The 23,384-nt window shown below is 64.2% G+C and carries 22 protein-coding genes; 14 read left to right on the top strand and 8 right to left on the bottom strand.

Going from position 1 to position 23,384, the window contains the following annotated elements:
- The first annotated feature begins 249 nt into the window (after positions 1–249).
- From NKI18_RS11780 to NKI18_RS11760, 5 genes are all read left to right on the top strand, one after another.
- Entirely contained in the window at positions 250–1,305 is a 1,056-nt protein-coding gene (locus tag NKI18_RS11780; protein ID WP_352616904.1) for a LacI family DNA-binding transcriptional regulator, read from the top strand.
- 70 nt (positions 1,306–1,375) lie between these two features.
- Positions 1,376–2,629, top strand: coding sequence for an ABC transporter substrate-binding protein (locus NKI18_RS11775; RefSeq protein WP_352616907.1), 1,254 nt, complete (start codon positions 1,376–1,378; stop codon positions 2,627–2,629).
- Positions 2,630–2,808: 179 nt separating this feature from the next.
- A complete protein-coding gene (locus NKI18_RS11770; RefSeq protein ID WP_352452309.1) occupies positions 2,809–3,738 on the top strand; it encodes a carbohydrate ABC transporter permease in 930 nt (309 codons plus the stop codon).
- Positions 3,738–4,595: a carbohydrate ABC transporter permease gene (locus NKI18_RS11765; protein ID WP_352593071.1), complete on the top strand. Its 858-nt coding sequence runs from the start codon at positions 3,738–3,740 to the stop codon at positions 4,593–4,595. The genes NKI18_RS11770 and NKI18_RS11765 overlap by 1 nt, the downstream gene beginning before the upstream one ends.
- A gap of 27 nt (positions 4,596–4,622) precedes the next feature.
- Positions 4,623–6,605 carry a glycoside hydrolase family 127 protein gene (locus NKI18_RS11760; protein WP_352616910.1) on the top strand — a complete coding sequence of 661 codons (1,983 nt, stop codon included), beginning with the start codon at positions 4,623–4,625 and terminating at the stop codon, positions 6,603–6,605.
- Here the strand turns inward: NKI18_RS11760 and NKI18_RS11755 are convergent.
- From NKI18_RS11755 to NKI18_RS11735, 5 genes are all read right to left on the bottom strand, one after another.
- Entirely contained in the window at positions 6,592–7,332 is a 741-nt protein-coding gene (locus tag NKI18_RS11755; protein WP_352616912.1) for a gamma-glutamylcyclotransferase, read from the bottom strand. The two genes, NKI18_RS11760 and NKI18_RS11755, sit on opposite strands and share 14 nt — an antisense overlap.
- A 113-nt stretch (positions 7,333–7,445) precedes the next feature.
- Positions 7,446–8,480 (bottom strand): hypothetical protein, encoded by a 1,035-nt coding sequence (locus NKI18_RS11750; RefSeq protein WP_352616914.1) that lies wholly within the window; start codon positions 8,478–8,480, stop codon positions 7,446–7,448.
- Positions 8,480–9,460, bottom strand: coding sequence for a hypothetical protein (locus NKI18_RS11745; RefSeq protein WP_352616916.1), 981 nt, complete (start codon positions 9,458–9,460; stop codon positions 8,480–8,482). The genes NKI18_RS11750 and NKI18_RS11745 overlap by 1 nt, the downstream gene beginning before the upstream one ends.
- A 141-nt stretch (positions 9,461–9,601) precedes the next feature.
- Entirely contained in the window at positions 9,602–9,754 is a 153-nt protein-coding gene (locus tag NKI18_RS11740) for a hypothetical protein (RefSeq protein WP_352578310.1), read from the bottom strand.
- A 655-nt stretch (positions 9,755–10,409) separates the two neighbouring features.
- A complete protein-coding gene (locus tag NKI18_RS11735; RefSeq protein ID WP_352616919.1) occupies positions 10,410–11,792 on the bottom strand; it encodes an FAD-binding oxidoreductase in 1,383 nt (460 codons plus the stop codon).
- 226 nt (positions 11,793–12,018) lie between these two features.
- Between NKI18_RS11735 and NKI18_RS11730 the strand changes: the two genes are divergently transcribed.
- Positions 12,019–13,026, top strand: a complete 1,008-nt coding sequence (locus NKI18_RS11730; protein ID WP_352616922.1) for an AraC family transcriptional regulator — start codon at positions 12,019–12,021, stop codon at positions 13,024–13,026.
- Positions 13,027–13,157: 131 nt separating this feature from the next.
- Here the strand turns inward: NKI18_RS11730 and efp are convergent, their stop codons facing one another.
- Complete coding sequence (gene efp, locus NKI18_RS11725; protein ID WP_352457103.1) at positions 13,158–13,724, bottom strand: elongation factor P; 567 nt, start codon at positions 13,722–13,724, stop codon at positions 13,158–13,160.
- Between the two features lie 114 nt (positions 13,725–13,838).
- On the opposite strand from efp, the gene epmA reads away from it, so the two are divergent.
- The 7 genes from epmA (at position 13,839) to lpxK (ending at position 20,638) form a co-directional block, all read left to right on the top strand.
- A complete protein-coding gene (epmA, locus tag NKI18_RS11720) occupies positions 13,839–14,885 on the top strand; it encodes an EF-P lysine aminoacylase EpmA (protein ID WP_352616925.1) in 1,047 nt (348 codons plus the stop codon).
- A 168-nt stretch (positions 14,886–15,053) separates the two neighbouring features.
- A complete protein-coding gene (locus tag NKI18_RS11715; RefSeq protein WP_353019758.1) occupies positions 15,054–16,397 on the top strand; it encodes a TldD/PmbA family protein in 1,344 nt (447 codons plus the stop codon).
- Entirely contained in the window at positions 16,384–17,190 is an 807-nt protein-coding gene (locus NKI18_RS11710) for a 3'(2'),5'-bisphosphate nucleotidase CysQ (protein ID WP_352616928.1), read from the top strand. The genes NKI18_RS11715 and NKI18_RS11710 overlap by 14 nt, the downstream gene beginning before the upstream one ends.
- A gap of 74 nt (positions 17,191–17,264) precedes the next feature.
- Positions 17,265–17,510, top strand: a complete 246-nt coding sequence (locus NKI18_RS11705; protein WP_023674378.1) for a DUF4170 domain-containing protein — start codon at positions 17,265–17,267, stop codon at positions 17,508–17,510.
- A gap of 5 nt (positions 17,511–17,515) precedes the next feature.
- Complete coding sequence (locus tag NKI18_RS11700; protein WP_023717166.1) at positions 17,516–18,295, top strand: lysophospholipid acyltransferase family protein; 780 nt, start codon at positions 17,516–17,518, stop codon at positions 18,293–18,295.
- Positions 18,292–19,608, top strand: coding sequence for a lipid IV(A) 3-deoxy-D-manno-octulosonic acid transferase (gene waaA, locus NKI18_RS11695; RefSeq protein WP_352616932.1), 1,317 nt, complete (start codon positions 18,292–18,294; stop codon positions 19,606–19,608). Before NKI18_RS11700 ends, waaA begins: the two co-directional genes overlap by 4 nt.
- 1 nt (position 19,609) lies before the next feature.
- On the top strand, positions 19,610–20,638 hold the full coding sequence (gene lpxK, locus NKI18_RS11690) for a tetraacyldisaccharide 4'-kinase (RefSeq protein WP_352616934.1): 1,029 nt from the start codon (positions 19,610–19,612) through the stop codon (positions 20,636–20,638).
- A 251-nt stretch (positions 20,639–20,889) separates the two neighbouring features.
- On the opposite strand, the gene NKI18_RS11685 is transcribed toward lpxK, so the two are convergent.
- On the bottom strand, positions 20,890–21,123 hold the full coding sequence (locus NKI18_RS11685) for a DUF2093 domain-containing protein (RefSeq protein WP_031211156.1): 234 nt from the start codon (positions 21,121–21,123) through the stop codon (positions 20,890–20,892).
- A gap of 234 nt (positions 21,124–21,357) precedes the next feature.
- Positions 21,358–22,284, bottom strand: a complete 927-nt coding sequence (locus NKI18_RS11680) for a LysR family transcriptional regulator (RefSeq protein WP_352616936.1) — start codon at positions 22,282–22,284, stop codon at positions 21,358–21,360.
- Positions 22,285–22,374: 90 nt separating this feature from the next.
- On the opposite strand from NKI18_RS11680, the gene NKI18_RS11675 reads away from it, so the two are divergent.
- Positions 22,375–23,268 (top strand): DMT family transporter, encoded by an 894-nt coding sequence (locus NKI18_RS11675; RefSeq protein ID WP_352616938.1) that lies wholly within the window; start codon positions 22,375–22,377, stop codon positions 23,266–23,268.
- Positions 23,269–23,384: the final 116 nt, after the last annotated feature.

The following is a 23,384-nucleotide window of genomic DNA, read 5'->3' as shown; positions in this document are numbered from 1 at the left end:
CGACGAGATGGCGATGCGTTTCCCTCCCGTCCAACAGATAAGGAACCTAGTCGCCAAGCCGATGCTCTCTGCGACATGATCGAAGGTTCAAGGCTCCATCCCACTTGCCTTCCCCCGCATCTTCGTTCTAATCTCCCTTTGAGAAAACCTTTTCCCAAATCGCCCTGCGCCAGCTGACATCACCATTCAGCACCCCGCCGGACCATAAGAGAAAAGCTTTTCCCACCTGGGAGGATCGATATCCAAATCATGGCGTCCGACGTCCAGCCAACGCCCGCCAAGCAGCCGGTCACCCTCCGTGAGGTGGCGGCACTCGCCGGCGTCAGCGTTGCCACCGCCTCGAAAGGGCTGAACGGGCAGGGGCGGATGACGGCCGAGACGCGCGAGCGCATTCGCGAGACGGCGCAGCGGCTTGGCTTTCGCCCGAACAGCCTGGCGCAGAGCCTGTTGCGGCGGCGCTCCTTTACCGTCGGCCTGTTGACCAACGACACCTATGGCCGCTTTTCGCTGCCGCTGATGGCCGGCGTTTCCGATGCGCTGGTCGATGCCGGCGTTTCGGTATTTTTGTGCAATGTCGAGGACGACCCGCGCCTTGCCCAGCTGCATGTCGATGCCATGCTCGACAAGCGCGTCGACGGCATCATCGCCACCGGCAAGCGCATCGACCGCCATCTGCCGGTCGACCTCGCCAATCTCGGCATTCCGGCGATCTACGCCTTCACCGAGCCCGATCCCGGCGCCATCGCTTTTGTGTCCGACGATGCCGGCGGCGCGCGGCTGGCGGTCGAGCACTTTTGCCGGCTCGGGCGCCGGCGCATCGCCCATGTCAGCGGTCCCGCGAGCTTTGCCGTGGTGCACGCCCGCGCCGAGGCTTATCGCGAGGTACTGGCCGAGAACGGCCTGCCGGTCATGGAGCCGCTGCTCGGCCCGTGGTCGGAGGCCTGGGGGCATGAGGCGGTGGCAAAACTGTTCGACGGCGAGGGGTTCGACGGCACGCGCGAAAAGCCCGATGCGGTGTTTTGCGGTAACGACCAGATCGCGCGCGGCGTCATCGACGCCTTGCGCGAGCGCGGTATTTGCGTGCCGGACGAGGTCGGCGTCATCGGCTTCGACAATTGGCAGATCGTCGCCGAGGCGACCCGCCCGCCGCTGACCTCGGTCGACATGAATCTGGCAGCACTAGGCCGCGAGGCCGGCCTTGCCCTGCTTTCGCTCGTCGGCGGCGAACCCGCTCTGCCGGGCATCAGAAAACTGCCGTGCCGGCTGGTGGTGCGTCAGTCATGCGGCCGTCCGCCGGACGGCTGAACGAAACGGGCCGTGTCGATAGTCACCCGCTTGGGGGCGCGGCTAAATGAGAACCATGTGGAGGAGAAGCATGAGAACCACCATTACCGGGCTCGCCATCGCCGCGAGCATTTTCGGCACGCTGGCGACGGTCGGCTCGGCCGCCGCCGACACCGCCAACATCTGGGTTCGCGCCGACGGCTCGAACTTCATGCCGCGCGTCGTCGATGCTTTCAACAAGGGGCATCAGAACCAGATCAAGCTCGACATCATCCCCAACGCCGAAATCATTCCGAAATATGGTGCTGCGGCTGCCGGCGGCACGGCACCCGATGCGCTGTCGCTCGACCTGATCTACACGCCGTCCTTCGCCGCCGCCGGCCAGCTGGAAGACATCACCGACTGGGCGAAATCGCTGCCCTATTTCGCCAGCCTGTCGCCGGCGCATGTCAAGACCGGCACCTATAAGGGCCGCATCTACGGGCTGCCGTTCTCGGCCGATAGCTCGGTGCTGATCTGGAACAAGAAGCTGTTCAAGCAGGCCGGCCTCGATCCGGAAAAGGGCCCGACCAACTGGGCCGAGATCGAAGCCGACGCCGAAAAGGTCAACGCGCTCGGCGGCGACATCAAGGGCTTCTACTTCTCCGGCAATTGCGGCGGCTGCAACATCTTCACCTTCACGCCGCTGATCTGGGCCTCGGGCGGCGACATCCTGACAGAGGACGGCTCCAAGGCGACGCTGGACACGCCGCAAATGCGCGGCGCCATCGACCTCTACCGTTCGATGGTCAAGAAGGACCTGGTACCATCAGGCGCGCAGACCGACACCGGCTCCAACTTCTTTGCCGCCTTCGCCACCGGCAATATCGGCATCTCGCCGTCCGGCGCCTTCGCCATCGGCGCGCTCAACACGCAATATCCCGATATCGACTACGGCATCACCTTCCTGCCTGGCAAGGACGGCAGCTGGTCGTCGTTTGCCGGCGGCGACAATTTCGTCGTCACCAAGGGCACCACCAAGGTCGCGGTGGTGAAGGAGTTCCTCGACTTCGCCTATTCGCTCGAAGGCCAGACCATCCTGGCGAAATACGGCAGCCTGCCGGTGCGCGGCGACATCGCCAATGAGGCGCTGAAAGACCTCGACCCGCGCTACAAGGTCGCCGCCGAAGCCATGGCCAAGGGCCGCACGCCCTATTCGGTGGTGTTCAACGACCTGATCAACTCGGCCAACGGTCCGTGGAACCAGATGATGAACGAGGTCTTCTTCGGCGAAGACGTCGACGGCGCCATCGCCAACGCGCAGGAGACCATGCAGTCGATCATCGATTCGGCGCCGCAGAAGTAGCGCCGGCGCCCACCTCCCCCTCGAGGGGAGGTCGGACCGAAGGTCCGGGTGGGGTCATCGCGGCAGTGCTCGACGCTCTTTTGATGTCGGCGCGCTTCGCGGAGGACCCCACCCCCGGCCTTCGGCCGGACCCTCCCCTCAAGGGGGAGGGGGACGTAGCGCTAACGGAAGACCACGGCATGACCACCATCACAGCAACCACCGCCGCGCCAGCGCGCGCATACAAACTGGTCGGCGCCGGCCGCCGGCAGTGGATCGGCCTGCTCTATGTCGCGCCGGCCGTCGCCCTTGTCGTCGTCTTCTTCATCGTGCCGCTTTGCATGACCGCCTGGATGTCGCTGCACAACTGGCCGCTGATGGGCGCGCATAGCTTCATCGGGCTCGACAATTACTGGGCGATCCTGCGCGACACCCGCTTCTGGAACGCGCTGAAGTTCACCGGCTACTACACGGTGGTGGTGACGATCGCGATCTTCGCCGTCGCCTTTCCGCTGGCGCTGTTCATCGAAAGGCCGCGGCAGCTGACCGGCTTCTACCGGACGTCCTTCTTCATGCCGGCGGTCATCGGTTTCGCCTCGGCGAGCCTTTTGTGGTCGTGGCTGCTCAATGTCGATTCCGGCCTGTTCAGCCCGGCCGCTTTCGAGCTCGGCTTGACCGAAAAAAAATTCAATCTGCTGGCGACTTTCCAGCCGGCCTTCTGGTCGATCATCGCCATGGTGGTGTGGAAAGTGGCGGGCTTCACCATGATCATCCTGATGACCGGCTTGCAATCGATCCCGCCGGACCTGCAGGAGGCGGCGATGATCGACGGGGCAGGGCCATTCGCGCGGTTCCGGGCGATTACCTTGCCCTTGATGCGCCGCACGCTGGCGCTGGCGCTGATCCTGTCGGTTGCCGGCTCGATCCTCGCCTTCGACCAGTTCTACATCATCCTGCGCGGCGGGCCGCGCAACCAGACGCTGACCGCCGTCTACTGGATCTTCAACCAGTCCTTCGTGTCGTTCAAGCTCGGCTATGGCGCAGCACTTTCGATGGTCCTGCTGGTCATCCTGGTGGCGCTCAGCCTTATCCAGCTGCGGCTGCTGCGCAATCCCGAGGGGGTCGACTGATGGCGCAGGCCCGCAGCCGCAAACGCCGCATCGGCATGCAGATCGCCGAGCACTCGACCGGCATCATCGCATCCCTACTGTTCCTGGCGCCGATCGCCTGGACGGTGCTTTCGGCCTTCAAGCCGGCGCAGGAGGCGCGCCAGCCGCCGCTGCCGCCGTGGCCGACGACGGGTTTTTCGCTCGAGAACTACGCCACGCTCAACACCTTTGGTGACGGCCTCTGGCTGCCGGCGCAAAACAGCATCTATGTCTCGGTCATGACGGTGGTGCTGTCGGTGATCGTCAGCGTGCTCGCCGGCTACGGTTTCTCGCGCTTCCGCTTTCCGCTGAAGAACCTGCTGTTCGTCGTCATCCTGTCGACGATCATGATCCCGTTCCAGTCGATCCTGACGCCGATCTTCCTGGTGCTGACAAAAATCGGCCTGCACAACACGCTGACCGGGCTGGTCTGCGTCTATGTCACGCTGCAGCTGCCGTTCTCGATCTTCATGATGCGCAACGCCTTCGACGCGGTGCCGCGCGAGATCGAGGAGGCCGCGCGCATGGACGGCGCCAACAACGTCACCATGCTGCTCAGGGTGATGCTGCCGCTGGTCTGGCCTGGCATCGTCACCATCGCGCTGTTCGCCTTCCTCGGCGCCTGGAACGAGTTTCTGGCGGCGCTGGTGCTGATGACCGACCAGTCGAAATTCACGCTGCCGATCATGATGACCGCGCTGCAGTCCGGCCGCTTCGGCGCCATCGACTGGGGCGCCGTGCAGGCCGGCGTCACCGTCATGATGGTGCCGTGCCTGGTGCTCTTCCTGCTGCTGCAGCGCTTCTACATCCGTGGCCTCATGGCAGGGGCCGTGAAGTGACCAACCGAACCGAACCGGAGTAAATTGATGACCGCATCGCAATCCGCCAGTCAGGGCGCCAAGCCGAAACTCGCCTTCCGCCCGCTGCCGGTGCCGCAGGTCGACGTGCGCGGCTTCTGGGGCGACCGCGTCGATGCCGTCGCCTCAAAAACCGCCGGCATCCTCTATGACCGCTGCGTCGAGGCGCGCATGCTCGAGCAGATCGACCCGGACCGGCCGTCGCCCGGCGTCGTCATTCCGTTCCACTCACCTTCACCTGACGAGGCGGCCACCGCCGGCAACGAGTTCACCGGATCGACGGTGACGACGCAGATGTTCTGGGACTCCGATTGGGGCAAGACCATCGAGACCGCCGCCTATTCGCTCTACCGCCGCCGCAACGACGAGCTGGAGAAGAAGATCGATGCCGTCATCGACATGTACGGCAAGCTGCAGCAGCCCGACGGCTATCTGTCGAGTTGGTACCAGCGCATCCAGCCCGGCCTGCGCTGGACCAATCTGCGCGATTGCCACGAGCTCTATTGCGCCGGCCACCTGATCGAAGGCGCGGTCGCCTATTACCAGGCCACGGGAAAACGCAAGCTGCTCGACATCATGTGCCGCTATGTCGATCACATCGCCGAGACGTTCGGTCCCGAGTCCGGCAAGAAGAAGGGCTATTGCGGCCATGAGGAGATCGAGCTGGCGCTGGTCAAGCTGGCACGGGTGACCGGCGAGCGCAAATACATGGAGCTTGCCAAATATTTCATCGACCAGCGCGGCCAGCAGCCGCATTATTTCGACGAGGAGGCGCGAGCCCGCGGCGCCGACCCCAAGGCCTATCATTTCAAGACTTACGAATACAACCAGTCGCACAAGCCGGTGCGCGAACAGGACAAAGTCGTCGGCCATGCGGTGCGGGCGATGTATCTCTATTCGGGCATGGCCGACATCGCCACCGAATATGGCGACGACACGCTGCGGGTGGCGCTCGATCGGCTGTGGGACGACCTCATGACCAAGAACCTCTACGTCACCGGCGGCCTCGGGCCGTCGTCGCACAATGAGGGTTTCACCGCCGATTACGACCTGCCCAACGACACCGCCTATGCCGAGACCTGTGCTTCGGTCGGCCTGGTGTTCTGGGCTAGCCGCATGCTCGGCATGGGCCCCAATGCGCGCTACGCCGACATCATGGAGCGGGCGCTCTACAACGGCTCGATCTCCGGCCTGTCGCTCGACGGCTCGCTGTTCTTCTACGAGAATCCGCTCGAAAGCCACGGCGCCCACCACCGCTGGAAATGGCACCGCTGCCCGTGCTGCCCGCCCAATGTCGGGCGCATGGTCGCCTCGATCGGCAGCTATTTCTACGGCCTGTCGGACGACGCACTGGCCGTCCACCTCTATGGAAACGGCACGGCTCGTTTCGATATTTCTGGGACGCAGATAGAGCTCACCCAAACGAGCAATTATCCCTGGGACGGCGCGGTCTCGATCTCTGTCGAACCGGAAGCTCCGACCGAGTTCGCTTTGCACCTGCGCCTGCCGGCCTGGTGCCGCAAGGCAGCGCTCAAGGTCAACGGCGCCGATGTCGATCTGGCTGCCATCAGCAGCGACGGCTATGCCGCGATCCGCCGCGAATGGCGCAAGGGCGACCGCGTCGAGCTCGACCTCGAAATGGCCGTCGACCGCCTCTACGCCAACCCGCAGGTGCGGCAGGATATCGGCCGCGTCGCACTGGCGCGCGGCCCGCTGATCTATTGCGTCGAGGAGACCGACAATTCCAGCCAGCTGCACCGCATCGCTCTGCCGCGCACGGCCGACATCGAGGCGCATCAGCAGCCGAACCTTCTGGGCGGCGTCGTGACACTTTCGGCGATTGCCAAAAAGGAGGCTTTCGAAAACTGGGAAGAGGGGCTCTACCGCACCGAACCGCCGGCGGTCGAGGACGCGAACATCACCGCCGTGCCGTATTTCGCCTGGGACAACCGCGACCCCGGCGAGATGCTGGTCTGGCTCAGGGACGAATGAAGCCCGACCGCAGCGCCCGACCGATCTCCTCGGCCACAAGTTCCTGCAACTGCCAGAGATTGCGGTCGCGGATGCCGCAAGCGTCGAGATGGCGAATGGTCTGGAACAGATATTCGGCGCCCGAACCCCAATGGCCGACGGCCGTGGCCAGGGTCGCCGCTATCGCTCGCTTTTCGAGCTTGCCGGCATAGCGCGGATTGGCGGGATCGACAACGAAACCAAGCGCTTGGCCCGTGCCGTCGCCCGTCCTGACCTGCAGCCAGCGCGGCACGTTGACGGCCGGCAGGATGGTCATCTCACGTCGCAGCAGCGTTTCGAGATTGGCCCCCACTGGCTCGGCGATCTCGAACACCATGCCCTGACATTGGCCGCCGCGGTCGAGCGCCATCATCAGGCCGGGCTGCTCGACGGTGCCCCTGAAGCGCTGCACCGTAAAACAGAACGAACGGTGCCAGCCCGTCGCCACGGCCCGTTCGCCACCCCTGACCTCGCCGGCCGGCTTCCACAGAAGCGAGCCATAGGCGAACAGCTTCACCGGCCCGCCCGGCGCGCCGGCCAGCACCTCGTCGCGAATGCGCGCGTAATCGGCATCGGTCATGTAGACCATGCCCGGCGTCGGCCCGGCATCCTCGACCGCACGCAAGGTGCGGGCGACCAGCGCCTCGGTCAGCGCCATCGGTGTCTTGCGCGGCGAACGCCGTGATGCGGCGGAAATGACCTTGCTCATCCTCATGCTCTCAGCCTTGCCGCCATGTTGCCGAAGGCTGAAGGATTCTCAAGGGCCGAGTACACCAGCGCGGTATCGGGATTCGAACTATCGTGTCCAACAGCTTGACTGGCTTAGTGCGGAGGCTGATCTGGCCGGACGGTGTCGTTGCAGCCGTCAACATAGGGATGAACCGACCACCGGGAGCCGGGCCGGGCCTGTTGCGCCTTGGTGAGCGGATCCTGGGACTGCGCGTAGCCGTCCTGGTAGCCCCGAACGATTTCGTCGATATCGTCGGGCCAGTCGCCGTCCCATGGCCGTCCCAGAATCTGGGCCTGTTGGACCGGATGCAGTTCGTTGTGGCCTTCATGAAAGCTGTCGTGGATGTGTCCGGCATCATAGACCCACCGGCCGGTCACCCCCAGGATTGTCGCTCCGGTTCCATCGCCTTTGTTGGTCTCGATGCTGGGCAGGCTGGCGTCACTCGGACTAGCGGTGTCCGAACTGCTGAAGGCCGCGCCGAGCAGCGAAGCGAGCAAGGCGAGAAGCGCCAATACGTAGGCGACGACCACGCCGACGCCCGACATGCATAGCGCCAGCGCTGCCAGGGCGGCGATCAGGGCGAGGATGTTGACGGTCTGCAGGTCATGGATCGATGCCCCTTCGAACTCCACATGCAGCGCCTCTGACTTTACTCCGGTCACCTTGTCCTCCGCCGGGTTCCCCGTGAACAGAAAGCCGTGCGAGGAGGTGATTGCGTTTTCGGCCATCAGATAGCCGAACGGGGCACTGGCGGCGGCAACGGCCTGGGAGACGCCCACCGGGTTGTTCGGCAGCAGCAAATTGAGGCTGTAGTCGGAGTCCAGGCTTCCTGGCCAGGTCTTCTCCGACGGCGGCTCGATGCTGATGACCATGCCGACGATACTCACCGGCTCGCCCAGGCAAACCAGCCGTTTGTTGAGCCACCAGTCGCAATAAGCGAGAATCCACACAATCTCAGTCACCACCAGCGCGATCGGTATGCACCACGGCTCGCCCATCGCGACCACCACCACGACCATCACGGCTGCGAATATGCCGCTGGTAATCGCCGCGCTGATGTACTGGTTGACCGAAATCACCTCGTCGGCGGTCGTGCACTTGGTCCAGGATTTGTCGTCGGTGGCCATCACGGCTCCAAGCTGCTGAGGACGGTCAAGGTGACGCCGCCGCTGGCGCGGTCACCCTCGTCAAATGCATTCAGATTGAGGGCTTGCCGGCCGGTCCAGCCGTCCGGCGGCGTGGCGACCGCCGTGATCGTCACCTGTTCGCCCGGCGCCAGCGACGGCAGGTCAGGCGAAATCTCGACCTTCCAGCCCGGCGGCAGGGGATGAGCCGACGGCAAGTGTGCCGCCAGCCGGCGCTTTTGCTCCGCCTTGGCGGTCTCTTCCGTTGGCTGCCGGTCGTCGCGACAGGGGCCGAGCGGCGGGATGGTGTAGGCATCGACGGTGAACCGGTACCGATGCGGTCGACGGGTAGCGTTGCGCAACTCGAATTGAAATGTTGCTGGCGACTGCGCCAGTCCGACATCGGTATTTTCTTGCCCGAGATTGTTGGCGAAGTTGGCGTCATCGGCCGGATCGAGCAAAGCTTGCAGGCAATAGTGACCTGCTTGCCGCGGCGTATGCCAGTCGAAGGAGACGAACCCAGGCTGGCTGGCGGATCCGATCACCCCGACCGAGACCGGCCTGGTGGCGATCGGATTCGACACGGTTCCGATGCCAAACGACAGATAGGACAGATGGACCGGCATCTTGACGACGACGGCATCCGTGGAGGCGTTCCAGACGCGAACCCGCACCTCGTAGTCGGTGTCCGCCTGCAACCTGCCGGCGGGAACGGGCACACCACCTTGGCGCAGCTCGATATCGGGATTATCCCAGGTGACCGCGAGACCAAGGCCGATCAGATAATACTGATCGTAGATCAGCGGGTCAGGCCGGCAGAAAGCAGGGTGATCGATCGGTACGCAATGCGCCCGGGACCCTTTCTGGTCGACCCGGCGATCACCCCCTAGCCGCCACCGGCGACAGAAACGGCGAGCCATCTCGATCAGTGCCGGAATCCAGGCGGAGAACAGTGCTCGCAGGATTGCCGCTATTCCTCGCATCGACTTCCCCTCTGAAGCTAACGCAGGGCAACGCTCTGATAACAACGAGATCGCGCGGCAACAGTGTATTGGAGTGTCAGACGACTGGTGCCGTTTGTACTCTGGTCAGACGAATAAAGCTGGGCTCGAACGGTACGCGGGCTATTTCCGCGCGAAGAAACCGCGCGCGAACTGCACGATGCGCTTGTGGAATGCGAGCGCCAATATTGCGACAACGGCAAGTATGTAGAGAGCTTCGGTCGATCCGTCGCCGCCGTCAGGTGAAATACCAAACCAACTCTCGATGAAATCCATGAACAGATTCCCTCCGCGCAAACTTGCGACCCATGTTCAGCATAGCTCTGCAGCTTGTCCCGGTGTCAAGTAGGGATGCATTGCCCATCCACATAAATCCAGCAAAGACCGTTTTGCCGAATTGTCTGCTGTCTGTCGATAAACCTGCGAATTTGCCTAAAGATTGGCTAAAAAATTGTCGCGGCTTATTGATGCACAACTGAAGGAAAGCTTTGTATCTCGGTCATTTCCGGGTCATTTTGTCGATCATGTGCGAACGATCCAGTCATGATGGTGTCGCCAAACAGGTCCGGACTTGTGCATGGACAGTACGCGGCCCGCCACGATCAGAAGCGCGGGGTAGCCTGAAAAGCAGCCCGGCATGGCTCATTGGACGCCATTCGGCGGTCGTCTGGCTGGTTTCAAATGTAGTCAGCTCTCGAACGTGCCCGGCGGCGTCGTCACGCTGTCGGCTATTGACAGGAAAGAGGCGTTTGAAAATCACCGGCGGTCGAGGAAGCAAAAGTCACCGTGCCGTATTTCGCCTGGGACACCACGATTCCGGCGAGATGCTGGTCTGGATCAGAGCGCCCTGACCGGCCGCCTTATCGTACCGGCCGAGCCTTAGCTGGCCCGCAACCGGTACGACACTTGCCGGCCTGGCCGGTCGCCGCCGTCAAGCAGCCGGCCGGATGTTTTGGTTCACCCGGAAGAGGTTGTTTGGGTCGTATTTCTTCTTCAGCGTAGCCAGGCGCTCATAGTTGTCGCCATAAGCCGCCTTGAGCCTTGCATCGCCCTCGTCATCCATCATGAAGTTCAGGTAGGCGCCACCCAGGTCGAACGGATGCACAGCCTCCCAGTAGGCCTTGGTCCAGCGTGTCACCGGCCCTGCTTTCTGTGGGTCCGGATCGATCCCGGCGATGACCATCGACCAGGTCGCATCACGGTAATTCCAGGGTGTCTCGTCTTTGCCGACGCGATGGACCGCACCATCGATCGGGTAGAGGTGCATGAGCGATAGCTCGCTCGGCGTCTTCGCCGCCTGCTCGAGATGGGCGTCGATCGCCTCGTCGGACAGCGTCTTGACGAAATCGCCCCGCCAGTACCACTGCATTCCCTTCGGGTAGAGCCCATCGAACATGCTCTGCACCGCGGGATAGGGCATCGTTCCCATCCAGTTGAACCAGGGCGCGGGCAGCGCATCGAGCAGCGGGGCCAGCGCCTCTCTGCCCTTTTCCTCCGGGCCGTTGTAGCAGCACATCAGCAGACACATCCGCTTTCCCCAAAACTCTTCCGGGAAGGGTGCGCTCGAGAGGACGGTCTTGAGCCCGAGAAAGATCCCGAGTTCTTCGGGCGCGTTTGGCAGGAACTCGCGATAATGCTGCATGATGGTGCGGGCGTGGCGCTGATCCCATGCGATCGGCCCCGCAAAGACCATGCTGACCTGGTGGAGCCTGAACACAAAGCTGGTGACGATGCCGAAATTGCCGCCGCCGCCGCGAAGCGCCCAGAACAGGTTGGGGTTCCGCTCCTTGCTGGCGGTGACGAAGCTTCCATCGGCAAGCACGACATCGGCCTCGATCAGATTATCGATGGTCAGGCCATATTTGCGCGTCAGATAGCCATGGCCGCCGCTCAGCGTCAGTCCGGCGACCCCGGTGGTCGAGATGATGCCCGCCGGTACGGCCAGGCCAAAGGCATGGGTGGCATGGTCGAGGTCGCCCTGAGTGCAGCCCGGGCCCACCCGCGCCGTGCGGGCATCCGGATCGACGCGCACGCCGTTCATCGCCGACAGGTCGATCACCAGACCGTCGTCGCAGCTCCCCAATCCTGGTCCGTTATGGCCGCCGCCACGTACCGCAACCAGCAAATTGTTGTCGCGGCCGAAATTCACCGCTGTGATTACGTCGGCGACGTCGACGCAGCGGGCGATGATCAGCGGCCGCTTGTCGATCATGCCGTTGTAGAGCTTGCGGGCCTCGTCATAGCGGGCGTCGCCGGCGCGGATGACTTCGCCTCGCAGGCTTGCTGCGAATTTGGTGATGTCTTCATCGTTCATGACATTCCTCCCTGTTATTGGACCTGTCGGCCGGCCGATGAAACGCTAATCCCGTCCGCTGTTCCCGCAAATGTCACATCGTCCATTTCTGTTGCCCGATCGTTCAGAGTAGGATTAGACCGGATGGATAGTTGCTCGGGCGGCCATATTGCCGGATAGTTCGAGATGCCTGGCGGAAAAACTCGTTGTCAAAGGGAGTAGCCGATCGTTTCCGGAGGTGTAGTGCATGGATGTCCTTTCCGATGTGCTCCGAGCCGTTCGCCTCACCGGTGCGATCTATTTCGACGTCGACGCCAGCTCTCCCTGGGTTGGCGAGTCGCCGGGCACGGCCGACATTGCCGCCGCCGTCATGCCGGAGGCAGAGCACATCATTTCTTTTCATGCCGTGATGTCGGGCTCGTGCTGGGCCGCGCTGGGAGACGATTCGGTGCCGCCGGTGCTCGTGAACGCCGGTGATGTCGTTGTCTTCCCCGGTGGTGTTCCGAACGTGTTGAGCTCCTCGCCGGGGGCGCGGGGCGAACCCAATATGGCGATGTATTATCGGCCGATAGACGAGAGCCTGCCGTTCGCGGTGATCCATGGTGGCGGCGGAGACGAGCGGACCCGGTTCATTTGCGGGTATCTTGGCTGCGATGCGCGTCCCTTCAATCCTCTCCTCGCCGCATTGCCGGCCATCCTGTGTGCCCGCAAGCCCGCCGATGGAAGCAGTTGGGTTATCGACCTTTTTCGGCTGGCGCTGGCCGAAGGTGGCAGTGGGCGGGCGGGCTGTGAAACGATACTCGCCAAGCTGAGCGAGCTGATGTTTGTCGAGATCATCCGCCGCCATCTCGAGACCCTCCCCGACGATTCGCGCGGCTGGCTGTCAGGCCTACGGGATCCACATGTCGGCGAGGCGCTCGGGCTCATCCACGCTCGCCCCAGGGAGGAATGGACATTGGACCGGCTCGCCCGCGAAGTAGGGCTCTCGCGCACGGCGTTTGCGAGCCGCTTTACCCACTATGTCGAGGTCTCGCCCATGCACTATCTTGCTCGCTGGCGTCTGCAACTGGCAGGACGCTTGCTCGAACGGCCCGAAATGAGCATCGCGCAAGCGGGTGCCGAGGTCGGCTACGAGTCGGAAGCCGCCTTCAATCGCGCCTTCAAAAAGTTCGTCGGCATTCCACCTGGCACCTGGCGAAAGGGACGGTCGGCGTTGCTCGAGGCTCAGAGATTGCCCGCTGGCGTCGTGCAATAGGAAAGAACTGGCAGGGCGTTGACGCTTCGGTCTGCGTGCCGCGTCCCAATGCTCGAAAGCCCCTGGCACAAAGCGGTAGACGATGACCGGCCGCCGCGACGCTTTCGGCGAGGCGTGTCAGACTTCGCGCCTCAATCCTTCGCGCGCTCGACATAGGCGCCATCGGCCGTCATCACCACCACGCGGGTGCCGGCGCTGATGTGTGGCGGCACCAGGGTACGCACGCCGTTGGACAGCGTTGCCGGCTTGTAGGACGAGGACGCCGTCTGGCCCTTGGTCACCGGCTCGGTCTCGACCACCTCGAAAGTGGCGCGCTGCGGCAGTACCAGCGAGATGGCGATGCTGTTGTATTGCGAGATCTGCACCGGCATGCCTTCCACCAGATAAGGCGCCATGTCGCCGACCACGCTTTCCGGCACCGCGACCTGGTCGTAAGTCTCCGGATTCATGAAGTGAAAGCCTTCGCCGTCACGGTAGAGGAACGTGTGCTCGCGCTCCTCGACATAGGCGCGCTCGACCTGCTCGGTGGTGCGGTAACGCTCGGAAACCTTTACCCCGTCGGAGATACGCCGCATGTCGAGCTGGGTGACCGGCGTACCCTTGCCAGGATGAATGTTTTCGGCAAAGAGGATCACATAAAGCTTGCCGTCCTTTTCGACGACGTTGCCTTTGCGTAAGGAGCTGGCGATGACCTTCACGGGTTTCCATCCTGATAAAATTTGTTGGCGCAAATCGGCTGGAGAGGCCGTTGCGTGCGGCCTAGCGCATCTTGGCCGCAATCGCCAGCCCTCTGTGCAATTCCCCTGAAGCCGATGACCGCCGCCTCGCCGTGGTGGACGCCGCATGTCCACGCCGACCGCCGGCCGCGGCTGATCCTGCGCAATGCCATTGCCGCCGGGATGCGCGACTGGTTCGCCCGCCGCGACTTCGTCGAGGTGGAGACATCGGCCCTGCAGGTCTCGCCCGGCAATGAAGCGCACCTGTCGGCCTTTGCCACCGAGGCGATCGGGCCGGACGGGCAGCGCCAGCCGCTCTACCTCCACACGTCGCCGGAATTCGCCTGCAAGAAGCTGCTTGCCGCCGGCGAGGAGCGCATCTTCAGTCTCGGGGCTGTCTGGCGCAACCGCGAGCGCGGCCCCTTGCACCATCCTGAGTTCACCATGCTCGAATGGTACCGCGTCGGCGAGACCTATGAGAGCCTGATGCGCGATTGCGCCGAGCTCGTAGCGCTGGCGGCCGAACGGGCCGGAGCGAAGCGTTTTAGCTTCCGCGGCCGTGAAGCCGATCCGTTCGCCGAGACGGAACGGTTGAGCGTCGACGAAGCTTTCATGCGCCATGCCGGCATCGATCTGCTGGCGACGGTTGCAGCCGATGGCAGCACCGACCGCGCGGGGTTGCATGCCGCCCTGGTCCAGGCCGGATTGCGGACCGCGCCCGACGACAATTGGGCCGACCTGTTCAGCCGGGTGATGGTCGAAAAAATCGAGCCGGCGCTGGGGCAGGGGCGCAACACCATTCTTTTCGGATATCCGATCTCGGAGGCGGCATTGGCCCGGCCGAGCGCCGACGATCCGCGCACCGCCGAGCGCTTCGAGCTCTATTGCTGCGGCGTCGAACTCGCCAACGCCTTTGGCGAATTGACCGATCCGGCCGAGCAGCGCCTGCGCTTTGCCGCCGAAATGGATGAGAAGCAGCGTGTCTATGGCGAACGCTACCCGATCGACGAGGACTTCCTCGCCGCGCTCGCCATCATGCCGCAGGCGAGCGGCGCCGCGCTCGGCTTCGACCGGCTGGTGATGCTCGCCACCGGCGCGCTCAGGATCGACGACGTGATCTGGACGCCGGTGGCCGCTTCCTGAGGGGTTGTCGATCTCACTCGCCGTTCATCCGCCTGCGGCCTGCAGTCCTGTTTGGGCGCTTGATGCACCCGGTTTGCCCGCTTCTCCCATTGCAGAAGCGGCATCGGGACAATAGATGGTGCAGCAGCGGCTGCCCTTCAGCCGGCCGGAAATAACAGGATTATGCGAATGACCGATACGCTCGACGCAGCGAAACTGACCGATCGCGTCGCGGCCCTGGTCGAGGCTGCCAAACGGGCCGGCGCCGATGCCGCCGATGCCGTTGCGGTACGCGGCCGTTCGACCGGCGTGTCGGTGCGGCTTGGCAAGGTCGAAGGCACAGAGGCGTCCGAGAGCGAGGACGTCTCGCTGCGCGTCTTCGTCGGCAAGCGGGTAGCGAGCGTTTCGGCAACGGCGGCATCCGACCCCAATATGCTGGCCGAGCGCGCGCTCGCCATGGCCAAGGTGTCCCCCGAGGATCCCTATCAGGGCCTCGCCGACCCGGCCTTGCTGGTCAAGAAACCGCGCGACCTCGATCTGTTCGACGCCACCGAGGTGTCGGCGGACCAGTTGAAGGAAGCAGCGCTTGCCGCCGAAGCGGCGGCGCTTGCCGTCAAGGGCGTCACCAATTCGGCCGGCAGTGGCGCCAGTGCCGGGCTCGGCGGCCTGGTGCTCGCCACCTCGCACGGCTTCGTCGGCCATTACGTCGCCTCGCGTTTTTCACGCTCGACCAGCGTGATCGCCGGCGAGGGCACCGGCATGGAGCGCGACTACGAATTCTCCTCGCGCCAGCATTTTTCCGATCTCGACGCGCCGGAAGACATCGGCCGCAAGGCCGGTGAGCGCGCCGTACGCCGCATTGGCGCGCGCAAGGCGGCGACCGGGCCTGTCGACGTGGTGTTCGATCCGCGTGTGGCGCGCGGCATTGCCGGCCACCTTGCCGGTGCCATCAATGGCGCCGCGGTCGCGCGCAAGACCAGCTTTCTCCGCGACATGATGGGCAAGAAGGTGGCTTCGGCCGCAATCACCGTCACCGACGAGCCGCTCCGGCGCCGTGGACAGGCCTCGCGCCCGTTCGACGGCGAAGGCGTCGAGGGCGAAAAACTGTTCATGGTCGACAAGGGCGTGCTCAACCACTGGTTCCTGTCGACTTCGGCGGCTCGGGAACTCGGCCTCGTCACCAATGGGCGCGGCTCGCGCAGCGGCTCGTCGGTCTCGCCGTCGTCGACCAATCTCGCCATCGAGCCCGGGGAAAATACGCCGGAAGAGCTGATCAAGTCGCTCAAGACCGGCTTCTACGTCACCGAAGTGTTCGGCCAGGGCGTCGACATGGTGACGGGCGAATATAGCCGCGGCGCTTCCGGCTTCTGGATCGAAAATGGCGAGCTGGCCTATCCCGTCGCCGAGGTGACCATCGCCTCCAATCTGAAGACGATGTTCCTCAACATGGTTCCGGCGAGCGATCTCGACCGCAATTTCGGCACTGCCGCGCCCACGCTTTTGATCGAAGGAATGACCCTTGCCGGAGCTTGACCCGGCCGTCTCGGCCGGCGCTACTGAAGACCTGCAGCTGTTGCGCGATGCCGCCCGCGAGGCGGGGCTCATCGCCATGCAGTACTTCAATAACAATCCGCAAGTGTGGATGAAGGGCGGCACCTCGCCGGTCAGCGAAGCCGATCACGCCGCCGACAAATATCTGCGCGAGACCTTGCTGGCGGCCCGGCCGGATTATGGCTGGCTGTCGGAGGAAACCGTCGACGACCCGGTAAGGCTCGTCGCGCGCCGCACCTTTGTCGTCGATCCGATCGACGGCACGCGCGGCTTCCTCGAAGGGCTGCCCACATGGTGCGTCAGCGTCGCTGTGGTCGAGAACGGCCGAACGCTTGCCGGCGTGCTCGACTGCCCGGCGAAGGGCGAAATCTATTGGGCGCTGCCCGGCGAGGGCGCGTTCCTGAATGGCAGGCGCATCAGCGTGCGTGCGCCGTCGGAAACGGCCGAAATCGCCGGACCGAAGGCGATGATCGACCTGATGCCGGCGAAATGGCACAAACGGCTGAAGCGCGTGCTCTATATTCCTTCGCTCGCCTACCGGCTGGCGATGATCGCCGGCGGCCAGCTCGATGCCACCTTCGTCAAGGCCAACGCGCATGACTGGGACATCGCCGCGGCCGATCTCATCCTGCGCGAGGCAGGCGGCGCCTTGCTCGATCGGCACGGCCGCGCGCCGCTCTATGCCGGCGAAGTGATCCGTCACGGACCGCTCGCCGCCGGCAGCGGCGAACTCCTCGCCGTGCTCGCCGGCGTCATCGCCGGGCTGGACAATTGACCACTATCAATAGTTCCAAAGTCGGCGGCTTTGGTCTAGACCTGTCCCAAACTCACGATATGTGAAGGATCGACATGGCCGCTGAAGACGGAAAGAAACAGCTTTTGCACCTGGTGTTCGGCGGCGAACTCAAGAAGCTGGGCGGCACCGAATTCCGCGATCTCGACGCGCTCGATATTGTCGGCATCTATCCGGACTATCAATCGGCGCACGCCGTCTGGAAGGCCAAGGCGCAAGCTAGCGTCGACAATGCCCATATGCGCTATTTCGTCGTTCACCTGCACCGCCTGCTCGACCCCGAAAACAAGGCTGTCGGTTGACATCGATGAACCATGAAGCGGTCAAGCGATCAGCCCCGCGGTCGGCGGTCAGACGTCGCAAGCCGAAGACGTTCTGGCGCAAGATCCGCGAACCGCTGGCGCAGTCGCGATTCGTCAAGAATGCGCTTGCCGCGCTGTTTGCGTATTTCGTCCGCCTTGTCCGCTTGACCAACCGCATGGTCGACGGATCGGCCAAGTTTTCCGGCGGCGCCTATGCGCAGCTCGAGCCTGGCATCATCGCGCTCTGGCACGGCCAGCACCTGCTGACCCCGGCCTACTATCCCAAGGGACGGCCGCTGGTTGCCATGGTATCGCGCAGCGCCGATGCCGAGCTCAACGCGCTGATGGTCGAGAAATTCGGCATCGAGGCGGTGCGCGGCTCTGGCGGGCGCGAAAGCGCAAGGCATCTCGACAAGGGCGGGGCCAAGGCGCTCATCGCCCTCAAAAAGTCGCTCGCCACCGGCAAGAATGTCGCCATGATTGCTGATATTCCCCACGGCACGCCGCGCGATGCGGGGCTCGGCGTCGTCCTTCTGGCGCGGCTGTCCGGCCGGCCGATCCTGCCTGCCGCGATAGCCACCAGCCGCCGCAAGGTGATCGAGGGCAGCTGGGACAAGACGACGATCAACTTGCCCTTCGGCCGCTCCTCGATTGTCGTCGGCACGCCTGTCTTCGTGCCGGCCAACGCCGACGCCGCGGAAATGGAACGCAAGCGCCAGGAGGTCACGGCCTCGCTCAATGCCGCGACCGCCGAGGCCTATCGCCTTGTGGACGGTTCGAAATGAGTATGCGCTGGGCCCGCGCCTTCCTGACGGCCTACCGCTTCGCCGGGGCCGCCGCTTACCCGCTGGTCGGACCTTACGTCGCCTGGCGCACTTCCAGAGGCAAGGAGGACCGCATTCGCCGGCGTGAACGCTACGGCGTCGCCGGACGCGAGCGTCCCGAAGGCCCGGTGATCTGGATCCATGCAGCCAGCGTCGGCGAGACCATCGCCGTCGTGCCGCTGGTCGAGAGCATTCTCGATTACGGCGTCAACATCGTGCTGACGACGGGCACGGTCACCTCGGCGCAGGTCGCCGAAGAACGGCTGGGCGACCGCATCATCCACCAATATGTGCCGCTCGACCTCAAGCCGGCGGTCAGCCGCTTCCTCGACCATTGGCAGCCGGACCTCGCGATCATCGCCGAATCGGAGATCTGGCCGATGACCATCCTGGAACTCGGCGCCCGCCGCGTGCCGCAGGTTCTGGTCAACGGCAGGCTGTCCGACCGCTCCTTCAAGTCCTGGAAGAAGCGCGCCAACATTGCCGAAGCATTGTTCGAAAATCTTGCCCATGTCGTCGCCCAGTCGGATCTCGATGGCGAGCGCTTCCTGTCGCTCGGCGCCCGGCCGGTCACCGTATCCGGCAATCTCAAGGTCGACACCGCGCCGCCGCCGGCCGACGAGCGGGCGTTGGCGGCGCTGAAACGCCAGATCGGCGGTCGCCCGACCTGGGCGGCGACCTCGACCCATGACGGCGAAGAGGCGGTCGCCGCCGAAGTTCACGCCATGCTGCACAAGCGCCACCACGGGCTTTTGACGATCATCGTGCCGCGCCATCCCGATCGCGCCGGGCAGCTGGCCGCCCAGATTTCCGGCATGGGCCTGAAGCTGGCGCAGCGCAGCAAGGGCGACAGGATCACCGCCGACACCGATATTCTGCTCGGCGACACGATCGGCGAGATGGGGCTTTATCTGAGGCTGACGGAAATCGCCTTTGTCGGCCGTTCGCTGACTTCCGAGGGCGGCCAGAACCCGCTGGAACCAGCCATGCTGGAGACAGCGGTGCTTGCCGGCCGCAACGTCCAGAATTTTCGCGAGGCCTATCAGCGCCTGCTCGATAGCGGCGGCGCCAAGCTGGTGCGCGACCGCGATATGCTGGCCGGCGCCGTTAATTTCCTTTTGACCAACGAGGCGGCCCGCCATGAGATGATGGCGGCGGGTGCGGCGACGGTCGACGAGATGCGCGGTGCGCTGGCGCATACGCTCAGGTCGCTCGAGCCCTATATCCAGCCGCTGGTCGTCAAGTCGCGCCTGAAGGGCGCGAACGGGCGCTGACGTGACCTCGGAAGCGCCGCCCTTCTGGTGGGAGGAGCCCGATTGGCGGGTCACGGCGCTGTCGCCGCTCTCCGCCGTCTATGCGCTTGTCGCCGGTCGCCGCATGCGGCACGCGCCGCGCGAAAAGGTTGAGGCGCCGGTGCTTTGCGTCGGCAACTTCACCGTCGGCGGCACCGGCAAGACGCCGGTGGCGATCGCGCTGGCCGAGCAGGCCAGGCGCATGCAGCTCAATCCGGGTTTCCTGTCGCGCGGCCATGGCGGCTCCTTCGCGCAGCCGCATATCGTCGATCCGCACCACGACGCCGCCAAGCATGTCGGCGACGAGCCGCTGCTTCTGGCCGAACACGCGCCGGTCGCGGTGACGCCGAACCGGGCCGCGGGCGCCAGGCTTCTGCTGGAGAAGCTCGGCTGCGATTTCTTGATCATGGATGACGGTTTTCAGAGCGCGCGCATCCACATCGACTATGCGCTGGTCGTTGTCGATGCGCGCCATGGCATCGGCAATGGCCGCGTCATCCCCGGCGGGCCCCTGCGGGCAAACATCGTCGACCAACTGGTCTTCACCAGCGCCTTGCTGAAGATGGGCGAGGGCACCGCGGCCGACACGGTCGTGCGCCAGGCAGCGCGCGCCGGCAGGCCGATCTTCGAGGCGCACACTGCCCCGAGCAGCAAGGTGACGCTGGCCGGCAGGCGGTTCCTGGCGTTCGCCGGCATTGGCCATCCCGACAGGTTTTTCGACACCGTAAGCGAGGCCGGGGGCGAGCTTGCGCTGACCCGACCGTTTCCTGACCATCATTTCTACAGTGCGGACGAGCTTGCCGAATTGGCGGCGACAGCACGTAAAGCCGGGCTTGGCCTCATTACCACCGCCAAGGACGCTGCCCGCCTGCGTCACGGCGCAGCACCGCCGGAATTCCTCGACGGGCTCGATGTGCTGAAGATCGACACTGTGTTCGAGCTTGACCACGTGCCGCAGCGCATCATCGACGAGACGCTGGATGCCTGGCGGCAGCGCCGGCTTAAAGGCTGACCAGAAGCTTGAGCACCGAGGCAATGCGGGACTGGAATTTGCAGCTTTCCGCCGGTCGAGCGTATTTTGTTCTTGCTTTGTGCCGGCAGCTATGCTACTAATTTGGGTATGGTGATGATTCGCCGGTGGCCCGCCTCGAGCCTGAGGCGGGTTTTTTATTTCAAGATAATCTCTGAGGTTTCGGTGTAGCCGGTTTGACGCCGCGGCAGAGGGCGCAGGATCGCAACGGGGCGGCTTCCATTTGCGCTGGACTAGCGTCGGCGGCGCAGTTCCGGATGCGCTTCGATCTCGCGGCGCAGCGAGGCGGCGGCGTTCACATAGGGTTCCTGCCTGGCGACACTCCAGTATTTGAGCTCGTCGAGCGGGATGCTCTCGCCGGTCACCGCGCAGCGCACGAAGGCGCCGGGGCTGGTCACCTGGAAGTCGCCGTCGAGATAGCGGATGCGGGCTTCCTTGCCGCCGGGTCCTTCGAAACGGTTCATCATGGGGTGGTGCCGAAATTCATGACGATGTCATCGCCACAAATTGCGGCGAGGTCAAGCTCGGTTGGCCTTGCCTGGTTCTGTTTCTGGTGGCACTTGCTCGAACAAGCCGGCAAACCGGATGCCAATGCATGTCGCGCAAAAGTGTGCAGCGGTTTTGCGATAACGACATGCATAAACACAAGAACCTGAAGCACGTCGCATGAGGCCGGTCGAACGCGACGCGCCTTAGGCATCTCATTCTTCGGCGATGATAAACTCTTCGATCTTCTCCGCTGGCAGCCCTGCCTGGACGGCGATGCGCCGGGCAAGCTCGGCGGCGGCAGCGCGCGGGCGCCCCAGCGGCCGGTCGAGCCAGTAGGATATCGGGCTCAGCGCACTGTGTTCGTCTACGGCGACGATGCGGCCCGATTTCAATTGGTCCACCGTCAACGGCGGACGTGCCAGCGCAATACCGAGCCCGTGCGCGGCGGCGTCGAGCACGAGGTTGTAGTCCTCGAAACGGCGGTCGTGCGGCCGCGGCCGATAGTCCATCTCCTGCGCCGCAAACCAGGCGCGCCAGGCCGAAGCGTCGGAATCATTGATCACCGGAAATTCGAGCAGCCGGGCGGGATCTCCGCGGCCGATCTCCCTGGCCAATTCCGGCGAGGCGACAGGGAACACATATTCTTCGAAAAGCTGCACCGAGATCCGGCCCGGAATGCGACCGCGCCCGCAGCGGATCGACAGGTCGATGCCCTCGTCGGCAAGATCGCCCTGGCGGATGTCGACGTCGAGCACGATACGCAGCTTGGACGGGTGGTTCTCCAGCGCCGCCATGCGCGGCATCAGCCACAGCCCGCTGACCGAGGGGATCGAGGTCAGCCGCACCACCGCCGTGCCGCGCGGCTCGACCCAACGGTCCGAATTGCTGGCGATCAGGGCAAAGGCTTCGGTGGTGCGCAGATGCAGCCGGTTGCCCTCGATGGTCAGCGAGACGCCGCGCGCGCCGCGATCGAAGACTTTCAGCCCGAGCCAACCCTCGAGCTTGGCGATCTGCCGGCTGACGGCTCCGTGGGTGATGTTGAGCTTCTCGGCCGCCGCCGAAAAGCTGCCGGTCCGAGCCGCGGCGTCGAAGGCGCGCAGCGTTTCGAGCGGCAGCATCGGGTCTAAGCTGTGATCCATAGTCACAGGTGATCCTCGATTTGTTCGTTTGTCAACCGACCCGCAATAGCGTTTCTCTACTTCATGGCATTGGATCGCGAGGACACCCAGATGAGCGCTTACACCGGCACGTTGAATACGACACAGCGCATGGATGCCACGGCTGCCATCGCGGTGGCGCTGACGGTGGTCGGCTGGGCCTCCGCCTTTCCGGCGATCCGCGCCGGCCTTGCCGCTTTCGGGCCGCTGGAACTTGGCGCGCTGCGCTTTGCCATCGCCGCGGTTCCGGCGGCGATCTTCCTCGCGGTCAAGCGGCCGGCGCTGCCCAGGCTCGATGAACTCTGGCGCTTTGTCTTCGGTGGTGCCGTCTTCGTCGCGCTCTACACGGTGATGCTCAATTTTGGCGAACTGACCGTTTCGGCCGGTGCGGCCGGCTTCATCATCAATGTCAGCCCGATCTTCACCGCCATCATGGCCATGGCGCTGCTCGGCGAACGCTTCTCGGGCCTCGCCTGGGCCGGCACGTTCCTGTCCTTCGCCGGTATCGGGATCATCGCCATGGGCGAAGGGCAAGGCTTGCATTTCAACAATGGTGCGCTGCTTGTCCTCGGCTCGGCGCTGTGCTCGGCCGTCAACACCATCGTCCAGAAGCCGCTGTTTGGTCGCCACCACCCGCTGACGATCTCGGCCTCGAACATGGTGCTTGGCGCGCTCTGCCTGTCGCCGTTCCTGCCGAGCGGTCTGGCGCAGGCGGCGGTCGCCGATACGGCCGGGCTCGGCGCCGTCATCTTTCTCGGCATCGTGCCCAGCCTCATCGCCTACGCTGCCTGGGCAACAGCACTTTCGCGACTGCCCGCGGCGCGTGCCTCGAACTTCCTCTATCTGGTGTCGCCGGTGGCGACGCTGATCGGCTTCTTCTGGCTGGGCGAGGTGCCGACGCTGCTTGGCATCTTCGGCGGCGCGCTGGCGCTGGGCGGCGTCATTGTGGTGAATTTGAAGAGATGAGCAAAGGGTTTGGGGCTGTGCCTGACTCGAAAAGAGCCGCTGTACAGCGGCTCTTTTCGTACCCCCACCCCGCTGCTTCGCAGCGACCCTCCCCACAAGGGGGAGGGTAAGCTCCT

Origin of the sequence: Mesorhizobium sp. M0800 (assembly GCF_040320095.1) — a bacterium.
In the GTDB taxonomy this organism is placed as follows: domain Bacteria; phylum Pseudomonadota; class Alphaproteobacteria; order Rhizobiales; family Rhizobiaceae; genus Mesorhizobium.
This window is presented reverse-complemented; position numbering and strand designations above follow the sequence as displayed.

Bases quoted from the DNA above. Each gene is read 5' to 3' on its own strand.
- NKI18_RS11745 (WP_352616916.1), bottom strand. From the start codon at position 9,460: ATGCGAGGAATAGCGGCAATCCTGCGAGCACTGTTCTCCGCCTGGATT.
- NKI18_RS11740 (WP_352578310.1), bottom strand. From the start codon at position 9,754: ATGGATTTCATCGAGAGTTGGTTTGGTATTTCACCTGACGGCGGCGAC.
- NKI18_RS11755 (WP_352616912.1), bottom strand. From the start codon at position 7,332: ATGAGCAAGGTCATTTCCGCCGCATCACGGCGTTCGCCGCGCAAGACA.
- NKI18_RS11780 (WP_352616904.1), top strand. From the start codon at position 250: ATGGCGTCCGACGTCCAGCCAACGCCCGCCAAGCAGCCGGTCACCCTC.
- NKI18_RS11760 (WP_352616910.1), top strand. From the start codon at position 4,623: ATGACCGCATCGCAATCCGCCAGTCAGGGCGCCAAGCCGAAACTCGCC.
- NKI18_RS11735 (WP_352616919.1), bottom strand. From the start codon at position 11,792: ATGAACGATGAAGACATCACCAAATTCGCAGCAAGCCTGCGAGGCGAA.
- NKI18_RS11700 (WP_023717166.1), top strand. From the start codon at position 17,516: ATGAACCATGAAGCGGTCAAGCGATCAGCCCCGCGGTCGGCGGTCAGA.
- NKI18_RS11715 (WP_353019758.1), top strand. From the start codon at position 15,054: ATGACCGATACGCTCGACGCAGCGAAACTGACCGATCGCGTCGCGGCC.
- NKI18_RS11685 (WP_031211156.1), bottom strand. From the start codon at position 21,123: ATGATGAACCGTTTCGAAGGACCCGGCGGCAAGGAAGCCCGCATCCGC.
- NKI18_RS11675 (WP_352616938.1), top strand. From the start codon at position 22,375: ATGAGCGCTTACACCGGCACGTTGAATACGACACAGCGCATGGATGCC.
- NKI18_RS11765 (WP_352593071.1), top strand. From the start codon at position 3,738: ATGGCGCAGGCCCGCAGCCGCAAACGCCGCATCGGCATGCAGATCGCC.
- NKI18_RS11705 (WP_023674378.1), top strand. From the start codon at position 17,265: ATGGCCGCTGAAGACGGAAAGAAACAGCTTTTGCACCTGGTGTTCGGC.
- NKI18_RS11730 (WP_352616922.1), top strand. From the start codon at position 12,019: ATGGATGTCCTTTCCGATGTGCTCCGAGCCGTTCGCCTCACCGGTGCG.
- waaA (WP_352616932.1), top strand. From the start codon at position 18,292: ATGAGTATGCGCTGGGCCCGCGCCTTCCTGACGGCCTACCGCTTCGCC.
- epmA (WP_352616925.1), top strand. From the start codon at position 13,839: ATGACCGCCGCCTCGCCGTGGTGGACGCCGCATGTCCACGCCGACCGC.
- NKI18_RS11680 (WP_352616936.1), bottom strand. From the start codon at position 22,284: ATGGATCACAGCTTAGACCCGATGCTGCCGCTCGAAACGCTGCGCGCC.
- NKI18_RS11770 (WP_352452309.1), top strand. From the start codon at position 2,809: ATGACCACCATCACAGCAACCACCGCCGCGCCAGCGCGCGCATACAAA.
- NKI18_RS11750 (WP_352616914.1), bottom strand. From the start codon at position 8,480: ATGGCCACCGACGACAAATCCTGGACCAAGTGCACGACCGCCGACGAG.
- NKI18_RS11775 (WP_352616907.1), top strand. From the start codon at position 1,376: ATGAGAACCACCATTACCGGGCTCGCCATCGCCGCGAGCATTTTCGGC.